The sequence below is a fragment of the Paracoccus aerodenitrificans genome (genome assembly GCF_027913215.1).
Lineage (GTDB): Bacteria > Pseudomonadota > Alphaproteobacteria > Rhodobacterales > Rhodobacteraceae > Paracoccus > Paracoccus aerodenitrificans.
In genome coordinates, this window is record NZ_CP115784.1 from 1,140,396 (window position 1) to 1,164,783 (window position 24,388).

The 24,388-nt window shown below is 61.3% G+C and carries 23 protein-coding genes; 14 read left to right on the plus strand and 9 right to left on the minus strand.

Annotation, left to right across the window (positions count from 1 at the left end; all coding sequences use genetic code 11):
• Positions 1-32: 32 nt before the first annotated feature.
• Entirely contained in the window at positions 33-1,637 is a 1,605-nt protein-coding gene (locus tag PAE61_RS07080; RefSeq protein ID WP_271114620.1) for a peptide ABC transporter substrate-binding protein, read from the minus strand.
• 247 nt (positions 1,638-1,884) lie between these two features.
• Between PAE61_RS07080 and PAE61_RS07085 the strand changes: the two genes are divergently transcribed.
• Together PAE61_RS07085 and PAE61_RS07090 are read left to right on the plus strand one after the other, a co-directional pair.
• Positions 1,885-2,544 (plus strand): TRAP transporter small permease subunit, encoded by a 660-nt coding sequence (locus tag PAE61_RS07085; RefSeq protein ID WP_271114621.1) that lies wholly within the window; start codon positions 1,885-1,887, stop codon positions 2,542-2,544.
• Positions 2,541-4,616 (plus strand): TRAP transporter large permease, encoded by a 2,076-nt coding sequence (locus tag PAE61_RS07090; RefSeq protein WP_271114622.1) that lies wholly within the window; start codon positions 2,541-2,543, stop codon positions 4,614-4,616. Before PAE61_RS07085 ends, PAE61_RS07090 begins: the two co-directional genes overlap by 4 nt.
• Before the next feature lie 106 nt (positions 4,617-4,722).
• Here PAE61_RS07090 and PAE61_RS07095 read toward each other — a convergent pair whose 3' ends face one another.
• From PAE61_RS07095 to glyA, 3 genes are read right to left on the minus strand one after another with little or no spacing between them, the layout of a single operon-like run.
• Positions 4,723-6,087: an aminotransferase gene (locus PAE61_RS07095; protein ID WP_271114623.1), complete on the minus strand. Its 1,365-nt coding sequence runs from the start codon at positions 6,085-6,087 to the stop codon at positions 4,723-4,725.
• 30 nt (positions 6,088-6,117) lie between these two features.
• A complete protein-coding gene (locus tag PAE61_RS07100; protein WP_271114624.1) occupies positions 6,118-7,011 on the minus strand; it encodes a DUF817 domain-containing protein in 894 nt (297 codons plus the stop codon).
• Positions 7,008-8,291: a serine hydroxymethyltransferase gene (gene glyA, locus PAE61_RS07105; RefSeq protein ID WP_271114625.1), complete on the minus strand. Its 1,284-nt coding sequence runs from the start codon at positions 8,289-8,291 to the stop codon at positions 7,008-7,010. Before glyA ends, PAE61_RS07100 begins: the two co-directional genes overlap by 4 nt.
• Positions 8,292-8,408: 117 nt before the next feature.
• On the opposite strand from glyA, the gene PAE61_RS07110 reads away from it, so the two are divergent.
• On the plus strand, positions 8,409-9,158 hold the full coding sequence (locus tag PAE61_RS07110) for an NAD kinase (RefSeq protein ID WP_271114626.1): 750 nt from the start codon (positions 8,409-8,411) through the stop codon (positions 9,156-9,158).
• A 101-nt stretch (positions 9,159-9,259) separates the two neighbouring features.
• Here PAE61_RS07110 and PAE61_RS07115 read toward each other — a convergent pair whose 3' ends face one another.
• The gene (locus PAE61_RS07115) at positions 9,260-10,096 is read right to left on the minus strand and encodes a universal stress protein (RefSeq protein WP_271114627.1); all 837 of its coding nucleotides are present in this window, start codon (positions 10,094-10,096) and stop codon (positions 9,260-9,262) included.
• 231 nt (positions 10,097-10,327) lie between these two features.
• Between PAE61_RS07115 and ccoN the strand changes: the two genes are divergently transcribed.
• The 8 genes from ccoN (at position 10,328) to ccoS (ending at position 18,608) form a co-directional block, all read left to right on the plus strand.
• Positions 10,328-11,932 carry a cytochrome-c oxidase, cbb3-type subunit I gene (gene ccoN / locus PAE61_RS07120; RefSeq protein ID WP_271114628.1) on the plus strand — a complete coding sequence of 535 codons (1,605 nt, stop codon included), beginning with the start codon at positions 10,328-10,330 and terminating at the stop codon, positions 11,930-11,932.
• Between the two features lie 12 nt (positions 11,933-11,944).
• Positions 11,945-12,670: a cytochrome-c oxidase, cbb3-type subunit II gene (gene ccoO / locus PAE61_RS07125; RefSeq protein ID WP_271114629.1), complete on the plus strand. Its 726-nt coding sequence runs from the start codon at positions 11,945-11,947 to the stop codon at positions 12,668-12,670.
• Positions 12,671-12,680: 10 nt separating this feature from the next.
• Positions 12,681-12,872 (plus strand): cbb3-type cytochrome c oxidase subunit 3, encoded by a 192-nt coding sequence (locus PAE61_RS07130; protein WP_271114630.1) that lies wholly within the window; start codon positions 12,681-12,683, stop codon positions 12,870-12,872.
• A 212-nt stretch (positions 12,873-13,084) separates the two neighbouring features.
• The gene (gene ccoP, locus PAE61_RS07135) at positions 13,085-13,933 is read left to right on the plus strand and encodes a cytochrome-c oxidase, cbb3-type subunit III (RefSeq protein ID WP_271115104.1); all 849 of its coding nucleotides are present in this window, start codon (positions 13,085-13,087) and stop codon (positions 13,931-13,933) included.
• A gap of 267 nt (positions 13,934-14,200) precedes the next feature.
• Positions 14,201-15,658, plus strand: a complete 1,458-nt coding sequence (gene ccoG / locus PAE61_RS07140) for a cytochrome c oxidase accessory protein CcoG (RefSeq protein ID WP_271114631.1) — start codon at positions 14,201-14,203, stop codon at positions 15,656-15,658.
• Position 15,659: 1 nt separating this feature from the next.
• Complete coding sequence (locus tag PAE61_RS07145; RefSeq protein ID WP_271114632.1) at positions 15,660-16,220, plus strand: FixH family protein; 561 nt, start codon at positions 15,660-15,662, stop codon at positions 16,218-16,220.
• A gap of 1 nt (position 16,221) precedes the next feature.
• Positions 16,222-18,423 (plus strand): heavy metal translocating P-type ATPase, encoded by a 2,202-nt coding sequence (locus PAE61_RS07150; protein ID WP_271114633.1) that lies wholly within the window; start codon positions 16,222-16,224, stop codon positions 18,421-18,423.
• Positions 18,423-18,608 carry a cbb3-type cytochrome oxidase assembly protein CcoS gene (gene ccoS / locus PAE61_RS07155; protein ID WP_271114634.1) on the plus strand — a complete coding sequence of 62 codons (186 nt, stop codon included), beginning with the start codon at positions 18,423-18,425 and terminating at the stop codon, positions 18,606-18,608. The genes PAE61_RS07150 and ccoS overlap by 1 nt, the downstream gene beginning before the upstream one ends.
• Here the strand turns inward: ccoS and xseA are convergent.
• Positions 18,590-20,122 (minus strand): exodeoxyribonuclease VII large subunit, encoded by a 1,533-nt coding sequence (gene xseA / locus PAE61_RS07160; protein ID WP_271114635.1) that lies wholly within the window; start codon positions 20,120-20,122, stop codon positions 18,590-18,592. The genes ccoS and xseA overlap by 19 nt on opposite strands.
• 138 nt (positions 20,123-20,260) lie before the next feature.
• Between xseA and PAE61_RS07165 the strand changes: the two genes are divergently transcribed.
• Entirely contained in the window at positions 20,261-20,512 is a 252-nt protein-coding gene (locus tag PAE61_RS07165; RefSeq protein WP_271114636.1) for a hypothetical protein, read from the plus strand.
• 87 nt (positions 20,513-20,599) lie between these two features.
• On the plus strand, positions 20,600-21,862 hold the full coding sequence (purD, locus tag PAE61_RS07170) for a phosphoribosylamine--glycine ligase (RefSeq protein WP_271114637.1): 1,263 nt from the start codon (positions 20,600-20,602) through the stop codon (positions 21,860-21,862).
• A 27-nt stretch (positions 21,863-21,889) separates the two neighbouring features.
• Here the strand turns inward: purD and PAE61_RS07175 are convergent, their stop codons facing one another.
• Positions 21,890-22,672, minus strand: coding sequence for a division plane positioning ATPase MipZ (locus PAE61_RS07175; protein ID WP_271114638.1), 783 nt, complete (start codon positions 22,670-22,672; stop codon positions 21,890-21,892).
• Between the two features lie 273 nt (positions 22,673-22,945).
• Here PAE61_RS07175 and PAE61_RS07180 point away from each other — a divergent pair, with 273 nt between their 5' ends.
• Positions 22,946-23,611, plus strand: a complete 666-nt coding sequence (locus tag PAE61_RS07180) for a L,D-transpeptidase (RefSeq protein WP_271114639.1) — start codon at positions 22,946-22,948, stop codon at positions 23,609-23,611.
• A gap of 63 nt (positions 23,612-23,674) precedes the next feature.
• Here PAE61_RS07180 and PAE61_RS07185 read toward each other — a convergent pair whose 3' ends face one another.
• Entirely contained in the window at positions 23,675-23,947 is a 273-nt protein-coding gene (locus PAE61_RS07185; protein ID WP_271114640.1) for a hypothetical protein, read from the minus strand.
• A 212-nt stretch (positions 23,948-24,159) separates the two neighbouring features.
• Entirely contained in the window at positions 24,160-24,381 is a 222-nt protein-coding gene (gene rpmE / locus PAE61_RS07190; protein WP_271114641.1) for a 50S ribosomal protein L31, read from the minus strand.
• Positions 24,382-24,388: the final 7 nt, after the last annotated feature.

The following is a 24,388-nucleotide window of genomic DNA, read 5'->3' on the forward strand; positions in this document are numbered from 1 at the left end:
ACCCCGTCCCGGTCATTGATGTCACGGCGCGATTAATGCGCAGTGATATACATGTCCTTACCGTACCAGTTATCCATCACGTTTTCGAGCGCCAGCCCCTTCACATAGGGCTTGATCATATCGACATTGGCGTAGTGATAAATCGGGATCAGCGGCAGTTCCGCGGCAAGGATCTGCTCGGCTGCAGTATATTGCTCATTCGGGTTGTCCGAGGTCACGGCCTCATCCAGCAGCGCGTCATACTCCGCGTTGTTGAACTCACCGTAATTCGACCCGGTCGAGCGGAAATAATCGAGATAGGTCGAGGCTTCGTTGTAATCCGCACACCATGCATAGCGGGCCAGTTCGAAATCCTGATTCTGCATGCGGTCGGTATGGACCTTCCATTCCATATTGTTCAGCGTCAGATTTACGCCCAGAGGCTTCCACATCTGCTGTGCGACCACGGCGATCTTCTTGTGGTCCTCGGAGGTGTTATAGTTCAGCGTCAGATTCAGCGGATTATCCGGGGTATAACCGGCTTCCTCCAGCAGGCGCTTGGCCTCGGCGGTGCGGTCCTCCTGCGTCATGCCGGCCATTTCGATCTCGGGCATCTCGAAGCCCTCGGTGGCCCAATGGGTCCAGTTATAGGACGGGCGCTGACCGCCCTGAAGCACCTGTTCGACGATGATGTCGCGGTTCAGGCCAAGGGCAAGAGCGCGGCGGATATTCGGGTCCTGCAACTCTTCGCGGCCTTTGTCCGACATATTGACCAGATAGGCATAGGAACAGGAATACGGCATCGAGACCGCCTCATCCGGGAATTCCTCTTTCAGGCGCGGATATTGCCCGGCGGGAATGTCCATCCGGTCCAGCTCTCCGGCCTGATAGCGGGTCAGGGCGACGTTCTGGTCGTTGACGGTGATGCCGGTCATCTTGGTCAGGATAACATTATCGGCGTCCCAGTATTCCGGGTTCTTTTCCATCGTGATGGTCACGCCGAGATTGTGATCGGTCAGCACGAAAGCGCCATTGCCGACCAGATTGCCCGGCTGGGTCCAGTCATCGCCAAATTCGTCCACTACCGATTTCAGCACCGGGAAGGTGGTCGTGTGGCTGGTCATCTTGACGAAATAGGGGGTTGGCTTGGTCAGTTTGACCTCAAGCGTGTTGTCGTCAACGGCAGTCACGCCAAGCTGGTCCGGCGCCATGTCGCCCGCCACGATTTCCGAGGCGTTGACGATATTCATCAGCTCCATGAACCACGCATATTGCGAGGCGTTGGCCGGATCGACCGCCCGCTGCCAGCCATAGACGAAATCGCCGGCCGTGACGGGTTCGCCATTCGACCATTTCGCTTCCGGGCGCAGGTTGAACGTATAGGTCAGCCCGTCCTCGGACACGGTGTAATCCGTTGCCACGCCGGGAACCATTGCGCCTTTTTCGTCTTCGTTCATCAGCCCTTCAAAAAGCTGGCGAAGGACTTGCGAGCCCTCTACATCGGTGTTTTTCTGCGGATCGGTGGTCTTGATCGCATCCAGCAGCCAGAAGTTGTATTCCTGCGTTTCCGCCAGCTCATCGCCCTCGGCGACTGTTGCCGCCAGCGAGGGCAGCGCGAATGTCGTCGCGATGGCGGTGCTTATCAGGAATTTTCTCATAAGGTCCTCTCCCATTGAGTACTGGCGCGTCTGTCGGCGCCGGAATGGGACAAGGTTAGGCAAAAAGAAACCTCGCGCAAGGTCCGTTCTTCCGGGGTGACGGCGCGTCGCGTTCGGCTGGCTGCCGATCGGGGGCTTTACCGGATCTCTGCGAAAAGGGTTGAATGGACGAAACGGAACGCTACAAAACGCAAACGCTTATGGACCCGCCCGGCATTTCGGGCGCGTGTCAAAGGGAGGAAACCTGATGGGTGGGCTTTTGGCCCTGGCGCGCGGCATCGACCGCCTCAACGCAATGATCGGGAAGGCCGTGTCATGGCTGATCCTGCTAGCTGTTCTGATCAGCGCGGGCAACGCGATTATCCGCAAGATGTTCAGCACATCCTCGAATATGTGGCTGGAACTGCAATGGTATCTGTACGGCGCGGCGTTTCTTGGCGCGGCGGCCTATACGCTGCTGGAAAACGAACATATCCGTATCGACATCGTTTATGGCGCGTGGTCGCGCCGGGTACAGCACTGGATCGACCTGATCGGGCATTTGCTGTTTCTGATGCCTTTCACGCTGGTGATGCTGTATTTTCTGTTCCCCTATGTGATCCGTTCTTTCGAACGGGGCGAGGTCTCGGCAAGCGCCGGGGGGCTGATCCTGTGGCCTGCGAAGGGGCTGCTGCTGGTCGGATTTATCCTTTTATTCCTGCAGGGTATCTCTGAGATCATCAAGAAGATCGCGGTGATGCGCGGATTGATCGAAGACCCGCATGAGCTGAAATCGCATCACGCTCCGCTTGAGATCGACGATTCGCTGCGGGCCGGGGCAGGTTTCGCCGATACGGACCATCCGCTGACAGATCCGGATGCCGGTCATCCGCCCGAGAGGAACGATAATCGGGGGACCCGCTCATGATGGAGCTTATCGCGCAGAACATGGCGCCGATCATGTTCGTTTCGCTGATCCTGTTTCTGCTGTTCGGCTATCCGGTGGCCTTTGCCCTTGCCGCGAACGGGCTGCTTTTCTTCGTGATCGGTGTCGAACTGGCCCCGCTTTCCGATTCGATCTATCTGGACTGGAATCTGCTTGGCACCATGCCGGACCGGCTGTGGGGGGTGTTGTCCAATGAGACATTGCTGGCGATTCCGTTCTTTACCTTCATGGGCATATTGCTGGAGAAATCCGGCATGGCCGAAGACCTGCTGGACACGATCGGCCAGCTTTTCGGGCCGGTGCGCGGCGGTCTTGCCTATGCGGTGATCATTGTCGGTGCGCTTCTTGCGGCGACGACGGGTGTCGTGGCGGCTTCGGTGATCGCGATGGGGCTGATCTCGCTGCCGATCATGCTGCGTTATGGCTATGACCGGCGCATCGCGACGGGGGTGATTGCCGCCTCGGGAACTCTGGCGCAGATCATTCCGCCTTCGCTGGTGCTGATCGTGATGGCCGACCAGTTGGGCCGCTCGGTCGGGGATATGTATAAGGGTGCGCTGATTCCGGGTCTGGTTCTGACCGGGATCTATCTCAGCTATATCTTCATCATGTCGATCCTGCGGCCGAACTCGGTTCCGGCTTTGCCGAAAGAGGCGCGGACACTGGGTTCTGGCGTCATGTCGCTGCTGATCGTGCTGTTGATTGCCGTCGGTGTGGCCTTCGGCGCACATCGCTGGCTGTACGAGACGCAGGGCAGCAATGCCGATATTCTTGGCGCGGCGGCGGCGGTCGGCTTCCTGTTTATCGTCGCGATGACTGACAAGGAGGGCTGGCGCTTCGGCGTCAAGATCGTGATCGCGCTGATCGCGGCGGGGATTGCATGGTTCGCCATGAATGCCGTCGTCGAGACCGGATTCGTCAGCGGTCTTGGCACAAATCAGCGTGTCGGTGTGCTGATCACAGCGGTTTTCGCCGCGGCGATTCTGGCGTTCCTGATCTTCTCGGCGCTGATGAAACTGCTTGGCGGCGTGATCGACTTCACCCCGCGCGAGGAAAACAGCCTTGGCATTCTCAGCCGTCTGGCGCAGCAGGTGATTATCGTTCTGGTGCCGCCTCTGGCGCTTGTATTCTTCGTTCTGGGCACGATTTTCCTTGGATGGGCGACCCCGACCGAAGGTGGCGCGATGGGGGCCGTCGGTGCGCTTGTGCTGTCGGCGGTGAAGGGGCGGCTCAGCTATGACGTGATCCGGCAGGCGCTTGCCTCGACCACGCGTCTGGCCAGTTTCGTGATGTTCATCCTTGTGGGCGCACGGGTGTTCTCGCTGACCTTCTATGGCGTGAACGGGCATATCTGGGTCGAGCATCTGCTGACCTCATTGCCCGGCGGCGAATATGGTTTCCTGATCGTCGTCTCGATCATGGTGTTCCTGCTGGCCTTCTTCCTCGATTTCTTCGAACTGGCCTTCATCATCGTGCCGCTTCTGGCCCCGGCAGCGGAAAGCCTTGGGATCGACCTGATCTGGTTCGGGGTGATCCTCGGGGTGAATATGCAGACATCCTTCATGCATCCGCCCTTCGGTTTCGCGCTGTTCTATCTGCGATCCGTCGCGCCAAAAGTGCCTTATACCGACAAGATCACCGGGCTGGTGACGCAGCCGGTCAAGACAAGCCAGATCTATTGGGGTGCGGTGCCGTTCGTCTTTATCCAGATCCTGATGATCGGGGTGGTGATCCTGTTCCCCGGACTGGTCATGCATTACAAGGGTGAGCCGGTGGATCTTGAAAACGTGGATTTCACCATCCCGATGAGCGGTAGCGGCGACAGTTTCGGCGGTTTTGGATCGCTTGGCGGTCTGGGTGGAACGCCCTTCGGCAGCGATGCCGCGCCGGGCGGGCAGGATGCGCCGCAAACTCAGCCCGCGACATCTTCGGGCGGTATCGGGGATCTGGGCGGCCCGCCTTCTTTCGAGGCACCGTCATCGCCATCCGAGGCTCCGGAAAGCGTCGATCCGCTGTCAGGGCCTCCTCCGGGGCTTACCGCGCCGTCGCAATAGCGCGTCATGATATGCACCAATGAAAAACGGGGGCCATGCGCCCCCGTTTTTCTTGTCATGAACCGGATGGATACGGCGATTGCCTGCCATCCCGGGAATGGTCTGCTTATGCCACCTCGGCAAAGACCTTGTTCAGCGCCTTTTCCAGCTTGTCGAACATCTCATCCATTTGCCCTTCGGTCAGCACGAAGGGCGGGCACAGCACGATGGATTGACCCAGAGGGCGGCAGATCAGGCCCATATCGGTGCAGGTATTCGCGATCCGCTCGCTGACCGACAGATCACCCGCAAAGGGGGTTTTCGTCGCCGGGTCCAGACAGGCCTCAAGCGCCCACATATAGCCGACGCCGCGCAGCTCTCCGATATGGTTCGAGCGGTTCATGATCTCGCGCAGGCCGTTCTCCATCCGGGGGGCGAGGCGTTTGACGTTATCCGCCAGCCCCTCATTCATCACCACGTCGATGGCTTTCAGCGCGATGGCGCAGCCGACCGGATGGCCCGAGGCGGTGAAACCATGCGGGAATTCCTCGATCGCCTCAACGGCGGCATCCAGGCGATCCGCCAGTTCCGGCCCGAGGATCACCGCGCCCATCGGGAACATGCCCGCGGTCAGGTTCTTCGAGGAAATGATCGCATCCGGCACGAAATCATAGGTCTGGCTGCCCCAGGTATTCCCGGTGCGCCCGAAGCCGCAGATCACCTCATCCGCGATCAGGGGGATGCCGTGCTTTTTCAGGATCGGCTGGATGGCCTGGAAATAACCCTTTGACGGAGGGATCACACCACCCGCGCCGATCACCGGTTCGGCAAAGAAACCGGCAATAGTGTCGGCACCTTCGCGGGCGATCACCTCTTCCAGTTCCTTCGCCAGACGTGCGGTGAATTGCTCTTCGGTCTCGCCATCTTCGCCGAAACGCCAGTAATGCGGGCTGCCCAGATGGATGAACCCGTCAAGCGGCAGGCCGAACACCTCATTATAGGGCTTGCCAGTCATGGAGGCCGATACGGCAGTCACGCCATGATAGGCATTCCAGCGGGTCAGGATCTTGCGCTTCTGCGGCTTGCCCTCGGACCCGCCAAGGAACCACAGCATCTTGACCATCGTATCATTGGCTTCCGAGCCGGAGTTCGTGTAGAAAACCTTGCCGCGTTCGAAGGGCGAAACCTCGACCAGCTTTTCCGACAGCATCACGGTCTGATCCGACATGCGCCCGAAAAACGCGTGATAGCCGGGGAAGCGGTCATATTGCGCCTTCGCGGCCTCGATCAGGCCCTTATGGTCGAAGCCGGCCACCATGTTCCACAGCCCGGAATTGGCGTCGAGATATTGTTTGCCATTCGTATCAAAGATATAGGGGCCTTCGCCGTGGGTGACGACCACCGTGCCGCGTTCATGGACGCTTGGCAGGTCGGTGAACCCGTAGAAGGAATATTCCTCGGCGCGTTTTTCCCAGCTTTGCGGTTGGGGCATGATATTCTCCTGCAAAGATTTGCGGGCAGGCTATCCTTGCCGTTGCGGCTCGGCAATGGGGTGCGTCGCGTCGCGGGGGCGGCGTGCATTGATGATGGCGCCCGGCGCGGCCAGCGTGACGGTGACGAAGCTGACATAAAGCAGCAGATACCATGAGCCGATCTTGGCAAAGCTGACAAGCTGCGCCTCGTTCTGCCCGGCATACAGCCAAGTGCCGGTATGGGTGCCGATATTCTCGGCGATCCAGAGGAACAGGCTGGCCAGAAAGGCCGAGATCACCATCGGCAGGCGATACCAGCGGCTGATGCGGAACCAGATCCATGTGCGGCCATAGATCAGGATTGTGGCGGCAAAAAGCAGCCAGCGAATATCGGGCAGATAGTGATGGGCGAAGAAATTCACATAAATCGCCACGGCCAGCAGAACCGTTGCCGGAAAGGGCGGGTAGGGGACATAGCGCATGTCGAAATTGCGAATGGCCCGCGCGATGAAGGACCCGACCGAGGCATACATGAAGCCTGAAAACAGCGGCACTCCGGCGATGCGGAAGAAAGCGGGCTCGGGATATGCCCATGATCCGGCCCAGGTCTTGAACAACTCCATCGCGGTGCCGGTGATATGGAACAGCAGGATCACGCGGGCCTCGGCCCCGCTTTCCATGCGCAGCGCCAGAAACAGTGCCTGCACAGCGACGGCGAACAGGAACAAGGCGTCATAGCGCTCAAGCGCCCAGTCGGGCTGCCAGACCGACTTGCTGAGAAGGATCGCGATCAGCAGCAGCCCGCCGAAAAGCGCGGACCACCCCATTTTCAAGGTGAACATGACCAGATCGCGAACCGGCCCCGGCAGCCGGGCGCGGGCCCAGTTGCCGAGACGATGTTCAAGCCGTCTTGTGCGACCCGCGCGGAGGTCGCCCTCGCTCACATCCCCTCGTAAAGCGGGAACCGGGCGCAGAGGTCACTGACTTCGGACGCGACACGGGCTTCGGTCTCGGCGTTGCCGTCCTCGCCATTCGCGGCCAGCCCGTCGACCACATCGACGATCCAGAGTGCGATCTGTCGGAACTCGGCCTCACCAAAGCCGCGCGTGGTTCCTGCGGGCGCACCCAGGCGGATCCCCGAGGTCACGAAGGGTTTTTCCGGATCGAAGGGCACGCCGTTCTTGTTGCAGGTGATATTGGCGCGACCCAGAGCGGCCTCGGCGGCTTTGCCGGTCACGCCTTTGGGACGCAGATCGGCCAGACAGAGATGGTTATCGGTGCCGCCCGACACGATGTCGATGCCGCCCTTCATCAGCTCATCCGCCAGAGCCTGCGCGTTGCGGACGACCTGCGCCGCGTAATCCGCGAAGGACGGATCGAGCGCCTCCTTGAAGGCAACCGCCTTGGCGGCGATGACATGCATCAGCGGGCCACCCTGAAGCCCGGGGAATACGGCCGAGTTGATCTTTTTGGCGATATCGGCGTCATTCGTCAGCACGATCCCGCCACGCGGACCACGCAGTGATTTATGGGTCGTGGTGGTTACGACATGGGCATGAGGAACCGGCGAAGGGTGCACGCCACCCGCGACCAGACCGGCGATATGGGCCATATCGACCATCAGATAGGCACCGACCTCATCGGCGATTTCCCGGAAGGCCGCCCAGTCCCAGACCCGGCTATAGGCGGTGCCGCCGGCAAGGATCAGCTTCGGCTTATGCTCATGCGCCTTCTCGCGGATTTCCTCCATATCCAGAAGGTTATCCTGCTCACGCACACCATAGCTGACCACGTTGAACCATTTCCCCGACATATTGACCGGAGAGCCATGCGTCAGGTGGCCGCCGGAATTCAGGTCCAGACCCATGAACGTATCGCCCGGCTTCAGAAGCGCCAGAAACACCGCCTGGTTCATCTGGCTGCCGGAATTGGGCTGAACATTGGCGAATTCCGCGCCGAAAAGCTGCTTCGCACGTTCAATCGCAAGCGTTTCGACGATATCGACATATTCGCAGCCACCGTAATAGCGCTTACCCGGATAGCCCTCGGCGTATTTATTGGTCAGCACCGAACCCTGCGCTTCGAGCACCGCCTTGCTGACGATATTTTCCGAGGCAATCAACTCGATCTCATCACGCTGTCGTCCCAGCTCTTTGCCGATGGCGGCGCTGATCTCTGGGTCGGCGGCAGAGAGGTTTTCGGTGAAGAACTGGTCGCGATTCATAGGCTGCTCCTTCGGGCACGGTATATCAGTCGTTTAGCGGCTTTTTCTGCGCGGGCAAAGCCCTGCAAGGCGCGATTGCGGCTGGACATGATCGCGCGGCCCGCCATGATGGCGGGCATGAGAATGCATTTCGTTGCCAGTGAAACCGAGACCGCGCAATCGGCGCTGACCGAGCTGACCGAAAGATACGGTCAGCACAGATGGCGTGAGGCCGATGTCGTGGTGGCGCTTGGCGGCGACGGGCTGATGCTGAGCGTGATGCATCAGAACAAGGGGCTGCCGGTTTACGGCATGAATCGCGGCACGGTCGGGTTCATGATGAACGATTACGCTGTCGGCGACCTGCCCGAGCGTATCGCAGCAGCCGAGGAAACCGTGACCAACCCGCTGGCGATGACAGCGACGACGGCTGATGGGCGCGAATATGTCGCTCTGGCGATCAACGAGGTCAGTCTTCTGCGCGCCGGGCCTCAGGCGGCGAAGCTGCGGATCTCGGTGAATGGGCGTGTGCGTCTGGATGAGCTGATCTGTGACGGGGCGCTGCTCTGCACCCCGGCGGGATCGACGGCGTATAATTACAGCGCGAACGGTCCGATCCTGCCGATGGGATCGGATGTGCTTGCGCTGACCGCAATCGCGGCATTCCGGCCCCGCCGCTGGCGTGGCGCGATCCTGCCGCGTGCGGCGGTCGTCCGGTTCGATGTGCTGGAGCCCGAGAAACGTCCGGTCATGGCGGATGCGGATTCGCGCGGCGTCGATTCGGTGCGTGCCGTCGAGATCAGATCAGAGGCAAGCATCAAGCATCGCCTGCTTTTCGACCCCGGTCACGGGCTGGAAGAGCGGCTGACCCGGGAGCAGTTCGTTTGATCCGGTGTGTGGTTCCGTGCTGTGTTGGCAGGAAAATTCGCCCGCCGGTTTTGCGGCGGGCGGTGGGTTTTGGGTATTTTTATGAAGGAGAACGCGGTTGATCAGCGGGCCATCAGAATGGGGAGTTGGGTTTTGCCTAACATGTTCCGCGTCGTGCCGCCGAGGATGGCTTCGCGGAAGCGCGAGTGACCATAGGCACCCATCACGATCAGATTGGCTCCGATTTCCGTGGCGCGGTGGCTGATAATGTCGCTGATCTGGGGCAGGGTGCGTGCCAGCACGGCGATTTCGGCCTTGACGCCGTGGCGGGTCAGCATCTGGCACAAGGGGCCGCCGGGATCGGAGCGTTCGGGACCGTGGGGCGAGGGATCGACCACTGCGATCTCGACGCGTTCCGCGGCTTTGAGCAGGGGCATGGCTCTTCTGACGGCGGTCATCGCCTCTTCCGACTGGCTCCATGCAATGAGGATCCTGCTTCCGAAATCGGCGGGGAGTTTGCCTTCGGGAACGATCAGAACGGCGGCCGCACCTTCGAACAGGGCGGCCTCGGTGACGGCCTCGGCATCGGGTGAGGCGTTTTCGCTGTAGGGGCGGGTCAGTACGACCAGATCCGAAAACCGCGCACGCATCCCGATCAGCGTGGTCAGGCCGCCGACCTGCGCCACGGCGCTTTCGACGGACCAGCGGATATCTTCGGAGCCCAGCCGTTTCCGGACGCTGGCTTCGAGATCCTCGGCGGCGGCCATCGCCTTGTCGATGCTTTCCTGAAAGACATAAGCAGAGGCTCCGGCATAGTAATAGCCGGTCTGGGAGTGATCGACTCCGAGGCAGAAAACATCGAGATGGGCGTCCTCGCGGCGGGTGATTTCTATCGCAGCCTCAAGCTGACGCTGATGACCTTCCGTGGAAACGACTGTCAGTATGGATTTATAGGCCATGTTGATTTCCTTTCGCCGGTTTGGACCAGTCTTCGGCACATCGGGCCGGTTGGCAAGCGACCGGCGGATCCGCCGCATCATCAAATTAGTTTGAGACGCGCAATCGTGACTTGACGCAGATCAAAGTCGGCAGCGTCCGCCGCGTCTAGGAACGGGTTAGTAAAGAATGCCCGTCGTATCGGAGGCGATGCGATTCGGGTGCCTTTCGCCACTGGAAGGGGACAGGAACCCATGTCTGATTATATCAAGCTGATACTACTTGGTCTGATAACGGTGATTGCCGCGATCGCCGCAAGCTATGGCCGCGATCTGGCCTATACGGTCAATATGGCGATCGTGATGCTGTTTGCGGGCAGCTTCTTCATTTATCAGCTTCGCCATACCGAAGAGCCGCACCCGGAGGTCAGCGAACGCGAATACCAGGACGGTGTGATCCGTGCCGGGGTCATCGCCACCGTGTTCTGGGGTGTGGTCGGGTTTCTTGTCGGGGTGACCATCGCGGCTCAGCTTGCCTGGCCGGCGCTTAATTTTTCCGAGACGATGCAGGGCTATCTGAATTTCGGCAAGCTTCGCCCCCTGCATACCTCGGCAGTTATTTTCGCCTTTGGCGGCAATGCGCTGATCGCGACCTCTTTCTACGTCGTGCAGCGGACCTGCGCCGCGCGTCTATGGGGCGGCAAAGCTGCGTGGTTCGTGTTCTGGGGGTATCAGCTTTTCATCGTGCTGGCCGCGACCGGGTATATTCTGGGGGCCACCCAGTCCAAGGAATACGCCGAGCCGGAATGGTATGTTGACTGGTGGCTGACCCTGGTCTGGGTGGTTTATCTTCTTGTCTATCTTGGCACGATCATGAAACGGCGCGAGCCGCATATCTACGTGGCCAACTGGTTCTACCTGTCCTTCATCGTGACCATCGCGATGCTTCACGTGGTGAATAATCTGGCGATCCCGGTCAGCCTGTTCGGGGCGAAATCCGTGCAGGTTTTCGCCGGGGTGCAGGATGCGATGACGCAATGGTGGTACGGCCATAATGCGGTGGGCTTCTTCCTGACCGCCGGTTTCCTGGGGATGATGTATTACTTCATCCCGAAACAGGCCGAACGTCCGGTTTACAGCTATAAACTGTCGATCATCCATTTCTGGGCGCTGATCTTCCTGTATATCTGGGCCGGTCCGCACCACCTGCATTATACCGCGCTGCCAGACTGGGCCTCGACGCTGGGAATGGTGTTCTCGGTGATGCTGTGGATGCCCTCATGGGGGGGCATGATCAACGGACTGATGACGCTGTCGGGAGCTTGGGACAAGCTGCGCACCGATCCGATCATCCGCATGATGGTCGTTGCGGTGGGCTTCTACGGCATGGCGACCTTCGAGGGACCGATGATGTCGATCAAGGCCGTCAACTCGCTGAGCCATTATACCGACTGGACCATCGGGCATGTGCATTCCGGCGCGCTTGGCTGGAACGGCATGATCACTTTCGGGGCACTGTATTACCTTGTGCCGAAGCTCTGGGGGCGTGAGCGGCTGTACAGCCTGCAACTGGTCAGTTGGCATTTCTGGCTGGCGACGATCGGGCTGGTTCTTTACGCGGCCTCGATGTGGGTCTCGGGGATCATGGAAGGGCTGATGTGGCGTGAGGTCGACGATCAGGGCTTCCTGGTCAACGCCTTCGCAGACACGGTTCAGGCGAAATATGCGATGAACGTGGTCCGTTTCCTCGGCGGCACGCTGTATTTGGCGGGCGGCGCGATCATGGCCTGGAATCTCTGGGCGACGGTCGCAAAGCAGGAACCGGTTCACTCCACCACAGCAACTGTCCCGGCGGAATAAGGGGGCCGAGCCATGCAGATTCTTGAAAAACACAAGATTATCGAGAAAAACGCGACCCTGCTTCTGGTCTTTTCCTTCATCGTCGTCACCATTGGCGGCATCGTCCAGATCGCGCCGCTGTTCTATATCGAGAACACCATCGAGAAGGTCGAGGGGATGCGTCCCTATACACCGCTGGAACTGGCCGGGCGCGACATCTATGTCCGTGAGGGCTGCTATGTCTGTCACAGCCAGATGATCCGCCCGATGCGGGACGAGGTCGAGCGCTACGGCAATTACAGCCTTGCTGCCGAGTCGATGTACGATCATCCGTTCCAGTGGGGCTCGAAGCGGACTGGACCGGATCTGGCGCGGGTCGGGGGGCGCTATTCGGATGAGTGGCATCTGGACCATCTGCGCGATCCGCAATCCGTGGTGCCGGAATCGATCATGCCATCCTATGGTTTCCTCGAAGACCGGATGCTGACCGGCGAAGATATGGTCCAGCGTGTGCGGACCGAATCCATGGTCGGGGTTCCCTATACCGATGAGATGATCGAACTTGCCCGGGCGGATTTCATCGCCCAGGCCGACCCGTTCGGAGATTCCGACGGGCTTGAGGAACGCTATCCCAAGATGCAGCAGCGCAATTTCGACCGTCAGCCCGGAATCTCCGAAATGGACGCGCTGATCGCCTATCTTCAGATGCTTGGCACTCTGGTCGATTTCTCGACCTTCGAGCCTGACCCGAACCGTTGAGGAACGTGTGATGGATACCTACAGCATTACCCGCCAATTCGCCGATAGCTGGGCTCTTCTGGCTTTGTTTCTGATCTTCCTGGGCGTGATCCTCTGGGCGTTCCGCCCCGGATCGCGGGCCACCTATAAATATGCGTCGGAAAGCATCTTCCGCAACGAAACGCGGCCGGCAACCGAAGACGCCGAGAAGGAGAAGCAGTGATGGCCGGAACTGAAAACGACGCTGACAAACCCGACAGCCCGCAGAACCCCGAGAACCGGATCGCCTTGGAACGGGCTGCCGCCGATGCCGGACATGCAAAGGACATCGTCGAAAATCCGACCGGAGAGGCGCAGGGCAAGAACCTGCATGAGCCGGGAAAACCGCGCCCGCGCCGCGCCGGTCCCCGGACCGGCAAGCAGCGGGCCGGAGGGATGCTGAAACAGGTCTCATCGACCGGGCATAGCTGGGACGGGATCGAGGAATATGACAACCCGCTGCCCCGCTGGTGGCTGTGGATGTTTTATGCCACGATCGTCTGGGGCTTCGGCTATACGATCTTCTATCCGGCATGGCCGATGATCAATGGCGCCACGCAGGGTATTCTCGGCACCGATTACCGCAAAGAGGTCGCCGCTGAGATCCAGCGTTATGATGAGGCCAATGCCAGTATTCAGCAAAAACTGGTAGAGACCGAGCTGAACGCGATTGCCGCCGATCCCGAGCTGGTGAATTACTCGATGAATGCCGGTCGTGCGGTGTTCGCGACATGGTGCGCTCAATGTCACGGCTCCGGCGCGGCAGGGGCGAAAGGCTATCCGAACCTGCTGGATAATGACTGGCTGTGGGGCGGCTCTCTGGATGAGATCCACACCACGGTTACCCACGGCATCCGGAATGAGGACGATCCCGATGCGCGTTATTCGGAAATGCCGCGCTTCGGCCTCGACGGCATGTTGGACGACGAGCAGATCGATCAGGTGACCCAGACGGTTCTGGCCATGTCCGGGCAACCCAATGACGCCGCGCAGGCCGCTGCGGGAGAGACGGTTTTCCTGGATAACTGCTCGGTCTGTCACATGGAGGACGGCACCGGCGACCGTATGCAGGGAGCGCCAGATCTGACCGATGCTGTCTGGCTGTATGGCGGCGACGAGGCGTCGATCCGGCAGTCGGTGTATGACGCCCGTTTCGGGGTGATGCCGAACTGGTCTCCGCGCTTGTCCGAAGACGATATCCGGGCTGTGTCCTATTATGTCCACAGCCTCGGAGGCGGAGAATAACCATGCGAATTCCGGTGGTCTCAGATCACCGGGATGGCGCCGGCCCCTCGTCCTGTTCGCGCGTTTCCTGAGGGGCCGGCTTCCAACAACAAGGTACAGGGAAACCTGTCCCTTTCTTCATTTCCGGGTGAGGCAGGCTGCGACAAAGCGGCTCATGCATCAAAACCCGCACTGCATATATATAATTGTGGCACGCGGTTGATGCAGGTCAAGGTCCAAGGCGATGGCTGAGCTTATCCGCAGAGAACGAGCCCAAGGAGCCAGTTCATGTCGACCCCGGAAATTGATCCGCCCCGCCTCTATGCCGCGCGAGAGCCGATTTTCCCGAAGGCGGTCAGGGGCAGATTCCGGCGTCTCAAATGGATCATCATGGGGATCGCCCTGACGATCTATTATGTCACGCCGTGGCTGCGTTGGGATCGGGGTCCGGCCATGCCCGATCAGGCTGTGCTGGTCGATATGACCAATCGCCGTTTCTTCTTCTTCTGGATCGAGATCTGGCCGCATGAATTCTATTTCGTCGCCGGGTTGCTGGTGATGGCGGGTCTGGGCCTGTTCCTGTTCACCTCGGTTCTGGGGCGGGTCTGGTGCGGCTATGCCTGCCCGCAGACGGTCTGGACGGATCTGTTCGTGCATGTCGAGCGCTGGATCGAGGGAGACCGCAACGCTCAGATCAGGCTGTACCGGTCGAAATGGGACGCCCACAAGATCCGGCTGCGACTGACGAAATGGGTGTTATGGCTGCTGATCGGACTGGCCACGGGCGGTGCGTGGATTTTCTATTTCACCGATGCGCCGACATTGCTTGGCGATCTGCTGAAGGGTCAGGCGCATCCCGTCTCGTATCTGACGATGGCCTTCATGACCGGGACCACATTCTTCTTCGGTGGCTTCGCGCGTGAACAGATCTGCATCTATGCCTGCCCCTGGCCGCGTATTCAGGGCGCGATGATGGATGAGGACACGCTGACTGTCGCCTATCGCGAATGGCGCGGCGAAGAGCGCGGCAAGATCCACAAGGGAGAGGCCACGAAATCGGACCAGCCTCCGGGCGAAAAGGGCGACTGCATCGACTGTTTCGCCTGCGTCAATGTCTGCCCGATGGGGATCGATATCCGGAACGGGCAGCAGCTTGAATGCATCACCTGCGCTTTGTGCATCGATGCATGCAACGAAATCATGGACCGGATCGACAAGCCGCACGGGCTGATCGACTATATGGCGCTGAAAGACGAAACCGCCGAGCGCACCGGGCAAGAGGGCGATTCGCTGATCCGTCATGTGCTGCGCCCCCGGACCTTGCTGTATTTCGCCATGTGGTCCGCAATTGGCGTCGCGATGCTGGTGGCGCTGTTCACCCGTGCGCCATTCGATCTGAACGTGACCCCTGTGCGCAACCCGATCTTCGTGACGCTGGCGGATGGCTCGATCCGCAATACCTATGAAATGCGCCTGCGCAATATGCAGGGACGCGACATCCCCTTTACCGTTTCCGTAAGCGATGCTCAGGGGGCGGCCCTGCCGGATCTGGATCTGCGCATCGAAGGGGCCGAGGGCGATACGGTTCCGGTTCCCGCCGACACCACAGCGACGATCCGGGTCTATCTGACCGCCGCTCCGGGTTCTGCCATGACGCAGGAATCCAGCTCGGATGTGACATTGGTGATCAGCGATGAAACCGGCGTCGAGGAGGGCGTCGGCACGGTTTTCCACGGAAGGAACTGAGATGACGATTTTTGGCGATATCAACGCTTTCACGCTGAGCCTGCTTCTCGTTCTGCTGCTTGCAGCGGTGTTCTTTGCCCCGTTCCTGCTGTTCACCGGAAAGCGCAGGCTTGGCGGGCGCACGATGTTGCTGGCCTTCATATCGCTGTTCGGGGTGATTATCGGGGTGAATGCCGCGCTTGCGATCTGGGCGGTCCGTACCTTTCCGGGGCTGGAAGTCGCAAACACCTATGTCGCCTCGCAGAATTTCGATCGTGAGCGGGCCGCGCAGGAGGCGCTCGGCTGGCGGGCGGAACCCAGCTATGACGGGCAGGCGCTGCTGCTGAAGATCACGGATGATCAGGGATTGCCTGCGCCGGTCAAGGACCTGCGCGTGACGATCAGCCGCCCGACACAGATGCGTGACGATGTGTCGCCCGCGATGCGCTATAGTGGCGGCGTCTGGATCGGCGAGGTCGCACTGGCTCCGGGCGCATGGGTCGTGCATCTGGAAGCGGATGCGCCCGATGGCACGATCTTCCGTCAGCGCCTTGCGGGCTATCCGGGAAGCAGGGTGAACTGAGATGGCGGAACTGAGCGCGGGCAGGGGGTATGATGCACGGCTGAGCGCCTGCCCGGCCTGCGATGCAGCACCTCTGGCGGGACGGATTGCCGCGGCGGCGCTGCACGGCGATCTGATCCTGTCCATCCCGACAGCACATTGCGCGGCATGCATCACCGATGTTGAACGTGCGCTGATGGCGCAGGACGGGGTTCGCGCCGCGCGGGTGAACCTGACCCTGCGCCGGGTGATGATTGACGCGCCGGGCCACGAGGCCGCAGAATTCATCCCGGTGCTGGAAAAGATCGGCTATGAGGCGCATGAGCTTGACGGCGCGGCCCTGAGTTCAAGCGCGGCTGACCGGCAGGGCCGCGATATTCTGATGCGCATCGGCATTGCCGGGTTTGCGATGATGAATATCATGATTCTGTCAGTGGCGGTCTGGTCCGGCGCGACCGGCGCGACCCGCGACATGTTCCACTGGATTTCCGCCGTGATCGCCTTGCCCACGGTGATCTTTGCCGGGCAACCCTTCTTTGTCAGCGCGTGGTCCTCGCTGAAAGGCGGCAGGCTGGGGATGGACGTGCCGATTTCTCTGGCGCTGATCCTCGCCACGGCGATTTCGCTGTTCGAGACGCTTAATTCGGGGCGTCATGCCTATTTCGATGCGGCGGTGATGCTGTGCTTCTTCTTGCTTGTCGGGCGCTATCTGGATTACCGGACCCGTGCCGTTGCACGCTCTGCCGCCGAGGAGCTGACCGCACTTGAAGTGCCCCGCGCCTCACTGGTTGCCGATGGTGGCGAAAGGATTGTGAACGTTGCCGATCTCGTGCCGGGCGATGTCATCCGTGTGCGTCCCGGCGCCCGGCTTCCCGCTGACGGGCAGGTGATTGCCGGCATGTCAGAGATCGACCGTTCCCTGTTGACGGGCGAAAGCCTGCCGGTGCAGGCCGGACCCGGTGATGCGCTGTCTGCGGGCGAGATCAACCTGACCGGGCCGCTGGATCTTCGCGTGACGGCGGCGGGGCGCGACAGTTCTCTGTCCCGTCTGGCTGATCTGGTAGCGATGGCCGAGGCGGCGCGGGGGCGATATGCCTCGCTTGCCGAACGTGCCTCACGCGCCTATGCGCCTGTAGTGCATCTTCTGGCGCTTCTGTCCTTCGGCGTCTGGATGTTGCAGACTGGAGACTGGCGCGTCTCGCTGAATATCGCGGCGGCGGTGCTGATTATCACCTGCCCCTGTGCGCTTGGACTTGCGGTTCCGGCGGTGGTGACGGCGGCCTCGGGGCGGCTGTTCCGGCGCGGTTTGCTGATCAAGGACGGGACCGCGCTTGAGCGCATGGCCGAGGTCGATATCGTGGTCTTCGACAAGACCGGCACGCTGACCCTTGGCAGGCCGGAACTGGTCGGCGCCTCGGCCTTACCGCCTGCGCTGCGCCCGGTTGCTCTGGCCGTCGCGGCGGCCTCGGGTCACCCGCTGTCACGCGCTCTGGCGGCGGCGCTTGAGGCCGAAGGGGTAACGCCCGCCACGCTGGAACAGGTCGCCGAGATGCCCGGATACGGCGTCACCGCCAGATGGCAGGGCCGCGAGCTCCGGCTCGGCCGCGCCGATTGGGCGGGGGCCGAGACCCCGCAGGATGCCGAGGGACCCGTCACCGTTCTGTCTGTCGCAGGCGAAACGCCGGTCCTTCTGCGCTTTGCCGATACGCCAAGACCCGGTGCCGCTGAAACTGTCGCGGCGCTGAAGGCGCAGGGGCGGCAGGTGGTCATGCTGTCCGGCGACACGGATGCGGCGGTGGCGCATGCGGCGGCGCAATTCGGCATCTCCCGTTTCCGGGCCGGAGTCACCCCGGCGGAAAAAGAGGCCGAAATTGCCGCTTTGCATGCGGATGGTGCGCATGTGCTGATGGTCGGAGACGGATTGAACGACACGGCGGCGCTCAGCCGGGCGCATGTCTCTGTTTCGCCCGCGACGGCTCTGGACGCGGCCCGGGTGGCGTCGGATATCGTGCTGATGGGGCAGGATCTGACCCCCGTTGCCGAGGCGCTCGATCTGGCACAGCGGGCGCGGCGGCGGATCAAGGAGAATTTCGCGATCTCGGTTGCCTATAATATCGTCGCGGTGCCCTTTGCGATGGCGGGGCTGGCGACACCGCTGATGGCCGCGCTTGCAATGTCGGCAAGCTCGGTCTCGGTCACGCTGAATGCGTTGAGGTTGCGCTGATGGAGATCCTGTCCATCCTGATTCCGGTCTCGCTTCTGCTTGGAGGCATCGGGCTTGCGGCGTTTCTCTGGTCGCTGCGGTCCCGGCAATATGAGGACCCCAAGGGCGATGCGCAGCGTATCCTGTCAAGCGAATGGGATGATCGACCGAAACCGCCGCCCTTGGATCAGAACAGCGATCCCTGAGGGTCGCGGTCATTGCGCACGGGCAGCGTGCCATCGGCGAACTCGATCTCAAGCCTTGCCTGTTCGCCTGCGGCCTGTGCCGTGGTGACGATCTGCCCGGTCGCGTCGCGGATCACGGCAAAACCGCGCTCAAGCGTCTGGGTATAGCCAAGCGATACGCGCATCCGGTCCAGCCGCTGCATCGCCTCTTGCCGCTGATGGATGCTGCGGGCGAAGGCGGCCTGCAACCGGCCTTCCAGAGGTGCCAGCCTTTCGCGTCCCTCGGCGGTCTTTCGCCTTGCATCAGAGATGACCCGACTGCGTCCGTTGGTCAGCCTTTGTGCAAGCACATCAAGCCGGTCCTTCCGCCGGGCAGAACCTGTCCGCGATGCCAGCCCGATCTGCCGCGTCACCGTCTCAAGCGATGTTTTCGCCCGGTCCGTCTGCCGCGCCAGCATGGCGGGCGTCAGTCGCAGGCCAGACAGCCTGTCCTTCCGGCGCAGGACCAGATTGCGCAGCGCGGGTTCCAGCGCACCGCCCCGGAAATCCAGCCTCTGCCGCGCCCCCTCGGTCAGCGCCTGAGGCCGGCCAAGTGCCCGGCCCAGATCCACCAGTCGCTGCGCCATGCGTTCCTGCCGCTGACCCATTGCCTGACCCATCCGCAGCCGGGCCTGCTGCAATTGCAGACCAAGCTCGCGCCGCACCGGCACGGCCATTTCCGCGGCGGCGGTCGGGGTCGGAGCGCGGCGGTCAGAGGCGAAGTCGATCAGCGTCGTATCGGTCTCATGCCCGACCGCAGAGATCAGCGGAATGCGGCTTTCGGCAGCGGCCCGGACCACGATTTCCTCATTGAAGCCCCAGAGATCCTCGATCGAGCCGCCGCCACGCGCGACGATCAGCAGATCGGGGCGGGGGATCGGACCCTGATCGGGCAGGGCGTTGAAGCCGCGGATGGCATTGGCGACCTCTGCCGCGCTTGCTGCGCCCTGAACCGCCACCGGCCAGATCACTACATGGGATGGGAAACGGTCGCGCAGCCGGTGCAGAATATCGCGGATCACCGCCCCCGACGGAGAGGTCACCACCCCGATCACGCGCGGCAGGAAGGGCAGGGGCTTCTTGCGCTCGGCATCGAAAAGCCCCTCTGCCGCAAGCGCCTTGCGCCGTTTTTCCAGCATGGCCATCAATGCGCCCGCACCGGCCGGTTCCAGATCGTCCACGATAAGCTGGTATTTCGACTGGCCCGCGAAGGTTGTCAGCTTGCCGGTGGCAATGACCTCCATCCCTTCCTCGGGTTTCTGGCTGAGCCGCGCAACCTGACCTTTCCAACTGACCGACGCGATCACGGCGCGGTCATCCTTGAGATCAAAATAGACATGCCCCGAGCGCGGCATCGAAACCCGCCCGATTTCGCCGCGCACCCGGACCCGCCCGAACTCGCCCTCGATCACGCGCTTCACCGCGCCCGAGATTTCGGAAACGCTCAGTGGCGGGGCATTGCTGCCGGGCGAGGGGTCTTCGAACAGGTCTGACATAATGTTCTTACTGCCGCAGCGACAGCCCGGCTGCAACGGGATTGTCCGTCAGATTCTGCCCGCGCGTTGGTAACGGCACTGGAACTCTTTGACCGGGTTTCCGTTTACCTTTATGAACGCCAAGGTTTCATAGTCGCAATGTCAAGCATCTCAGGTAATCCCCTGCTGGCGATCTTTCTTGGAGTGGCTGCTGCCGCTACCCTGCTATTCGCGACCACATCTGTCTCCGATGCTCAGGAATGCGATCCCAATTACGAAGGTGCCTGCGTCCCCGTCGCAAGCGATGTCGATTGTGCAGGAGGCAGCGGAAATGGTCCGGCCTATGTGCGTGGTCCTGTCTATGTGGTGGGTCGCGACGTTTATGATCTGGACCGCGACGGCGACGGGTAGGCTGCGAGACATAGGCACGACTTGCGCTGTGCTCGGTGCCTCCCTAAGACGCGGCCAGGACCAGATCACGTAAAAGGGGCGCGAGGCATGAATATCCTCATTCTTGGCAGTGGCGGGCGCGAACATGCGCTTGCATGGGCGATCCGGCAAAACCCGAAATGCGACCGGCTGATCGTCGCGCCCGGAAATGCCGGGATCGGGGATATCGCCGAATGCGCCAGCCTCGATATCATGTCGCGCTCTGCGGTGACCGAATTCGCTCAGGAAAACGCGGTCGATCTTGTGGTGATCGGCCCCGAAGCGCCTCTGGCGGCGGGGGTGTCGGATGCGCTGCGGGCGGCGGGGCTGCTGGTGTTCGGCCCGTCTCAGGCGGCAGCACAGCTTGAGGCGTCGAAAGCGTTCACAAAGGAAGTCTGCGATGCCTGCAATGCGCCGACCGCCGCATGGGCGCGGTTTTCCGATGCGGTCGCGGCGAAGGAATATATCGACCGGCAGGGTGCGCCGATTGTCGTGAAGGCGGACGGGCTTGCGGCGGGCAAGGGTGTTGTCGTGGCTGAAACCACCAGACAGGCGCATGAGGCCATCGACATGATTTTCGACGGCGCTTTCGGCGATGCCGGTGCCGAAGTCGTCATCGAAGAGTTCATGGCAGGCGAAGAGGCCAGCTTCTTCGTGCTCTCGGACGGGGTGAACTGCCTGCCGGTCGGGACGGCTCAGGACCATAAACGCGTCGGTGAGGGCGATACCGGCCCGAATACCGGCGGCATGGGGGCGTATTCACCCGCGCCGGTGCTGACCCAGGCGCTTCAGGATCAGGTGATGGAGCGGATCATTCGCCCGACCGTGGCCGAGATGGCCGCGCGGGGCATTCCGTTTCAGGGAGTGCTTTATGCCGGGCTGATGATCGCGGAGGGACATGCGCGTCTGGTCGAGTATAATGTCCGCTTCGGCGATCCCGAATGCCAGCCCATGATGATGAGGCTGGGTGCTCAGGCGCTTGATCTGATCCATGCCTGTGCCGAGGGAAGACTTGATCAGGTCGTGGTCAACTGGGCGGATGATCACGCGATGAGCGTCGTGATGGCGGCGAAGGGCTATCCGGGGGCCTACGACAAGGGCAGCGAGATCGGCGGTCTGGATGTGCTGCCAGAGGATAGTTTCCATATGGTTTTCCATGCCGGCACCGGGGAAAAGGATGGCAAGATCGTGGCAACCGGCGGCAGGGTTCTGGCCGCCACCGGACGCGGCGCGACACTGGCCGAGGCGCATCAGCGTGCCTATGCGCTGATCGACGGGATCGACTGGCCGGAGGGGTTCTGCCGCCGGGATATCGGCTGGCGGGCCTTGTGATCGCTTTTCAGCGATAGGAAACCGCGCTCAGAAATCGACCTTGACTCCGGGCAGGGCAAGCGTCGCGATCAGCTCCCGCAGCTCCTGACGGGCGGCGATATTGGACATTGAGAGGCTCTCGGTTCCGATATCCTTCAGGTCCAGAAGGGTCAGCCCGCGCGGGAACAACTCGCGGAAGATGACCCGCTCGGCGAAACCCGGCGCGACGCGGAAGCCGATCCGTTTGGAAAGTTGCGTCAGCGCAGTGCCGACCTTGCGCTTGTTATGCATCTGCTGTGTCCCCAGCCGGTTTCGCAGAACGATCCAGTCAATCGGCCCGGCTCCGGCTTCCTGCCGCCCCTGCCGGGCGCCCCAGACCATTTCCGCATAGATGGACGGCCCGAGGATCTTGCCATCCGGTGACATCCGCGCCAGCAGGTCGAAATCTATGAAACTGTCATTCAGCGGCGTAATCAGCGTATCGGCCAGCATATGCGCCATCTGCGCCAGCCTCGTATGCGAGCCGGGACAGTCGATCAGCAGGAAATCATGCTCGGGGTCCAGCTTCGACACAGAGACCGAAAGCGGATCGGTGTCATTGGGCGATGCCGCTTCCAGTATGCCGAGGGTCGGGGTCGGCAGGTCCAGCCCCTCTTTCTCAATGAAATGCGCCCGGTTCTCCAGATAGCGACCGAAGCTGCGTTGCCGGATATCCAGATCGAGTGCGGCAACGCGATGCCCCATCCGGGCAAGCGCGGTCGCGACATGCATCGAGGTGGTGGACTTCCCCGACCCGCCCTTTTCGTTCCCGACAACGATGATATGCGCCACGACTGGCCTCCGCGCTGAACCGCGCGGACCCTAGCCGCAGGCCCCGGCGATGAAAAGCCGGGCAGTCAGGAAAGCTGTGGACAAGTCACAGGCAAGATGCGTTCTGCGGGATGTCTGACGGGATGGTCGGGGCATCGGGACGCTCCGGCAGGCAAATAACCTGATCGTGACCAGAAATTGCTTGAACCTATAGCTGCTACAGGTCCTAGTTTCCGCAGATTAAGAACTGGCTTCCTGGCCAGCGATAACTGCTTCAAAACGAAAAATGGGACCATGCTGACAAGACGACATTTCATTCGCACCACCACGGCGTTGTTCTCGGCCTCGATCGCCACCCCTCTTATGGCCAGCACCTGGCCCACCGGAGAGCAGAAAGCGGCCTGGGATGCCGAAGTGACGCCGCCGGGTTACGACCCCGCCACCTCGAATCCCTGGGGGTTGCATCCGCGCTTCCTGCCTCAGCGCGTCACCGCGAATTACGGGCTGGTGCCGGGCGATATCCATGTCGATGCGGTTGCCCGCTATCTCTATCATATCGAAGAGGGCGGCACGGCCATGCGCTATGGCGTCGCCATCGGGCGCGGCGATCTGTATGAGCCCGGCACCTATACGATTGAGCGCAAGGTCGAATGGCCGCACTGGACGCCGACCCAGAACATGATCGAGCGTGAGCCGGAAATCTATGCGCAATACAAGGACGGAATGGAGCCGGGGCCGGATAACGCGCTCGGCTCACGCGCGTTGTATCTCTATGTCGGTGATCGCGATACTTATCTGCGCATTCACGGCACCCCCTTCCCGCGCTCGATTGGCAGCCGGGCCAGTTCGGGCTGTGTGCGGATGGTGATGGCGCATATCAACACGCTGTATCCAAAGGTGGAGATGGGATCGACGGCCTATCTTTACTCGGCCGAGGGAAGCCTCGCAGCGCGAAGCTGAGATCCGGGGAAGCCCCACAGACAGAATGAACCGCCGGACAGAGCGCCCGGCGGTTCATTCGTTTCAGACGCTCGGCGCGTTGCAGATCTGGTTGCCATTGGCGGCACGCAGCGGCACGCGCGTGGTTTCCACCTGCCCGGCATGGTAATACCAATAGCAGCCATCCGAAGGCTCGAATTCGGCGGTGCTCAGATCCTGGTTCGGCCCGGCAATCGCCAGCACCTGCGGCGGGATCGCGTCGGGTTGCAGCGCCTCTTCGACATTTTCGGGCGAGCGTGCGGTGCAACCTGCGGTGATAAGCGCCGCCACTGCCAGGATTGTGTATCTTTTGGCCATGAGCATTTCTCCGGTGCATAGGGCTGGTGGATGGGCGCAACCTTTCATCACCTGCCTTTGAACTCAAGCCTTTGCGTCATGCCCGGATGTCACATGCCGGTGTTGCGCTTCCTGCATCGACAGGCTGTGCAACACTTATCCGAAAGGCTACCGCGCAAGAAAAAACGCCGCCCCTTTGGACGGCGTTTTCATTCTGCTCAAGGTTCGGGCGATCAGAAGCCCAGGCCTGCATATTTGTTCTTGAACTTGGACACGCGGCCGCCAGCATCCATCAGGCGGGCCGAGCCGCCGGTCCATGCCGGGTGCGAGGTCGGGTCGATATCCAGCGACAGCGTGTCGCCCTCGGCGCCCCAGGTCGAGCGGACCTGATAGGTGGTGCCGTCGGTCATCTTGACCTCGATCATGTGATAGTCGGGATGGATCTCTTTTTTCATGACGAGG

Bases quoted from the DNA above. Each gene is read 5' to 3' on its own strand.
- PAE61_RS07080 (WP_271114620.1), bottom strand. From the start codon at position 1,637: ATGAGAAAATTCCTGATAAGCACCGCCATCGCGACGACATTCGCGCTG.
- PAE61_RS07085 (WP_271114621.1), top strand. From the start codon at position 1,885: ATGGGTGGGCTTTTGGCCCTGGCGCGCGGCATCGACCGCCTCAACGCA.
- PAE61_RS07090 (WP_271114622.1), top strand. From the start codon at position 2,541: ATGATGGAGCTTATCGCGCAGAACATGGCGCCGATCATGTTCGTTTCG.
- PAE61_RS07095 (WP_271114623.1), bottom strand. From the start codon at position 6,087: ATGCCCCAACCGCAAAGCTGGGAAAAACGCGCCGAGGAATATTCCTTC.
- glyA (WP_271114625.1), bottom strand. From the start codon at position 8,291: ATGAATCGCGACCAGTTCTTCACCGAAAACCTCTCTGCCGCCGACCCA.
- PAE61_RS07110 (WP_271114626.1), top strand. From the start codon at position 8,409: ATGAGAATGCATTTCGTTGCCAGTGAAACCGAGACCGCGCAATCGGCG.
- PAE61_RS07115 (WP_271114627.1), bottom strand. From the start codon at position 10,096: ATGGCCTATAAATCCATACTGACAGTCGTTTCCACGGAAGGTCATCAG.
- ccoN (WP_271114628.1), top strand. From the start codon at position 10,328: ATGTCTGATTATATCAAGCTGATACTACTTGGTCTGATAACGGTGATT.
- ccoO (WP_271114629.1), top strand. From the start codon at position 11,945: ATGCAGATTCTTGAAAAACACAAGATTATCGAGAAAAACGCGACCCTG.
- PAE61_RS07130 (WP_271114630.1), top strand. From the start codon at position 12,681: ATGGATACCTACAGCATTACCCGCCAATTCGCCGATAGCTGGGCTCTT.
- ccoP (WP_271115104.1), top strand. From the start codon at position 13,085: ATGCTGAAACAGGTCTCATCGACCGGGCATAGCTGGGACGGGATCGAG.
- ccoG (WP_271114631.1), top strand. From the start codon at position 14,201: ATGTCGACCCCGGAAATTGATCCGCCCCGCCTCTATGCCGCGCGAGAG.
- PAE61_RS07145 (WP_271114632.1), top strand. From the start codon at position 15,660: ATGACGATTTTTGGCGATATCAACGCTTTCACGCTGAGCCTGCTTCTC.
- PAE61_RS07150 (WP_271114633.1), top strand. From the start codon at position 16,222: ATGGCGGAACTGAGCGCGGGCAGGGGGTATGATGCACGGCTGAGCGCC.
- ccoS (WP_271114634.1), top strand. From the start codon at position 18,423: ATGGAGATCCTGTCCATCCTGATTCCGGTCTCGCTTCTGCTTGGAGGC.
- xseA (WP_271114635.1), bottom strand. From the start codon at position 20,122: ATGTCAGACCTGTTCGAAGACCCCTCGCCCGGCAGCAATGCCCCGCCA.
- PAE61_RS07165 (WP_271114636.1), top strand. From the start codon at position 20,261: ATGTCAAGCATCTCAGGTAATCCCCTGCTGGCGATCTTTCTTGGAGTG.
- purD (WP_271114637.1), top strand. From the start codon at position 20,600: ATGAATATCCTCATTCTTGGCAGTGGCGGGCGCGAACATGCGCTTGCA.
- PAE61_RS07180 (WP_271114639.1), top strand. From the start codon at position 22,946: ATGCTGACAAGACGACATTTCATTCGCACCACCACGGCGTTGTTCTCG.
- PAE61_RS07185 (WP_271114640.1), bottom strand. From the start codon at position 23,947: ATGGCCAAAAGATACACAATCCTGGCAGTGGCGGCGCTTATCACCGCA.
- rpmE (WP_271114641.1), bottom strand. From the start codon at position 24,381: ATGAAAAAAGAGATCCATCCCGACTATCACATGATCGAGGTCAAGATG.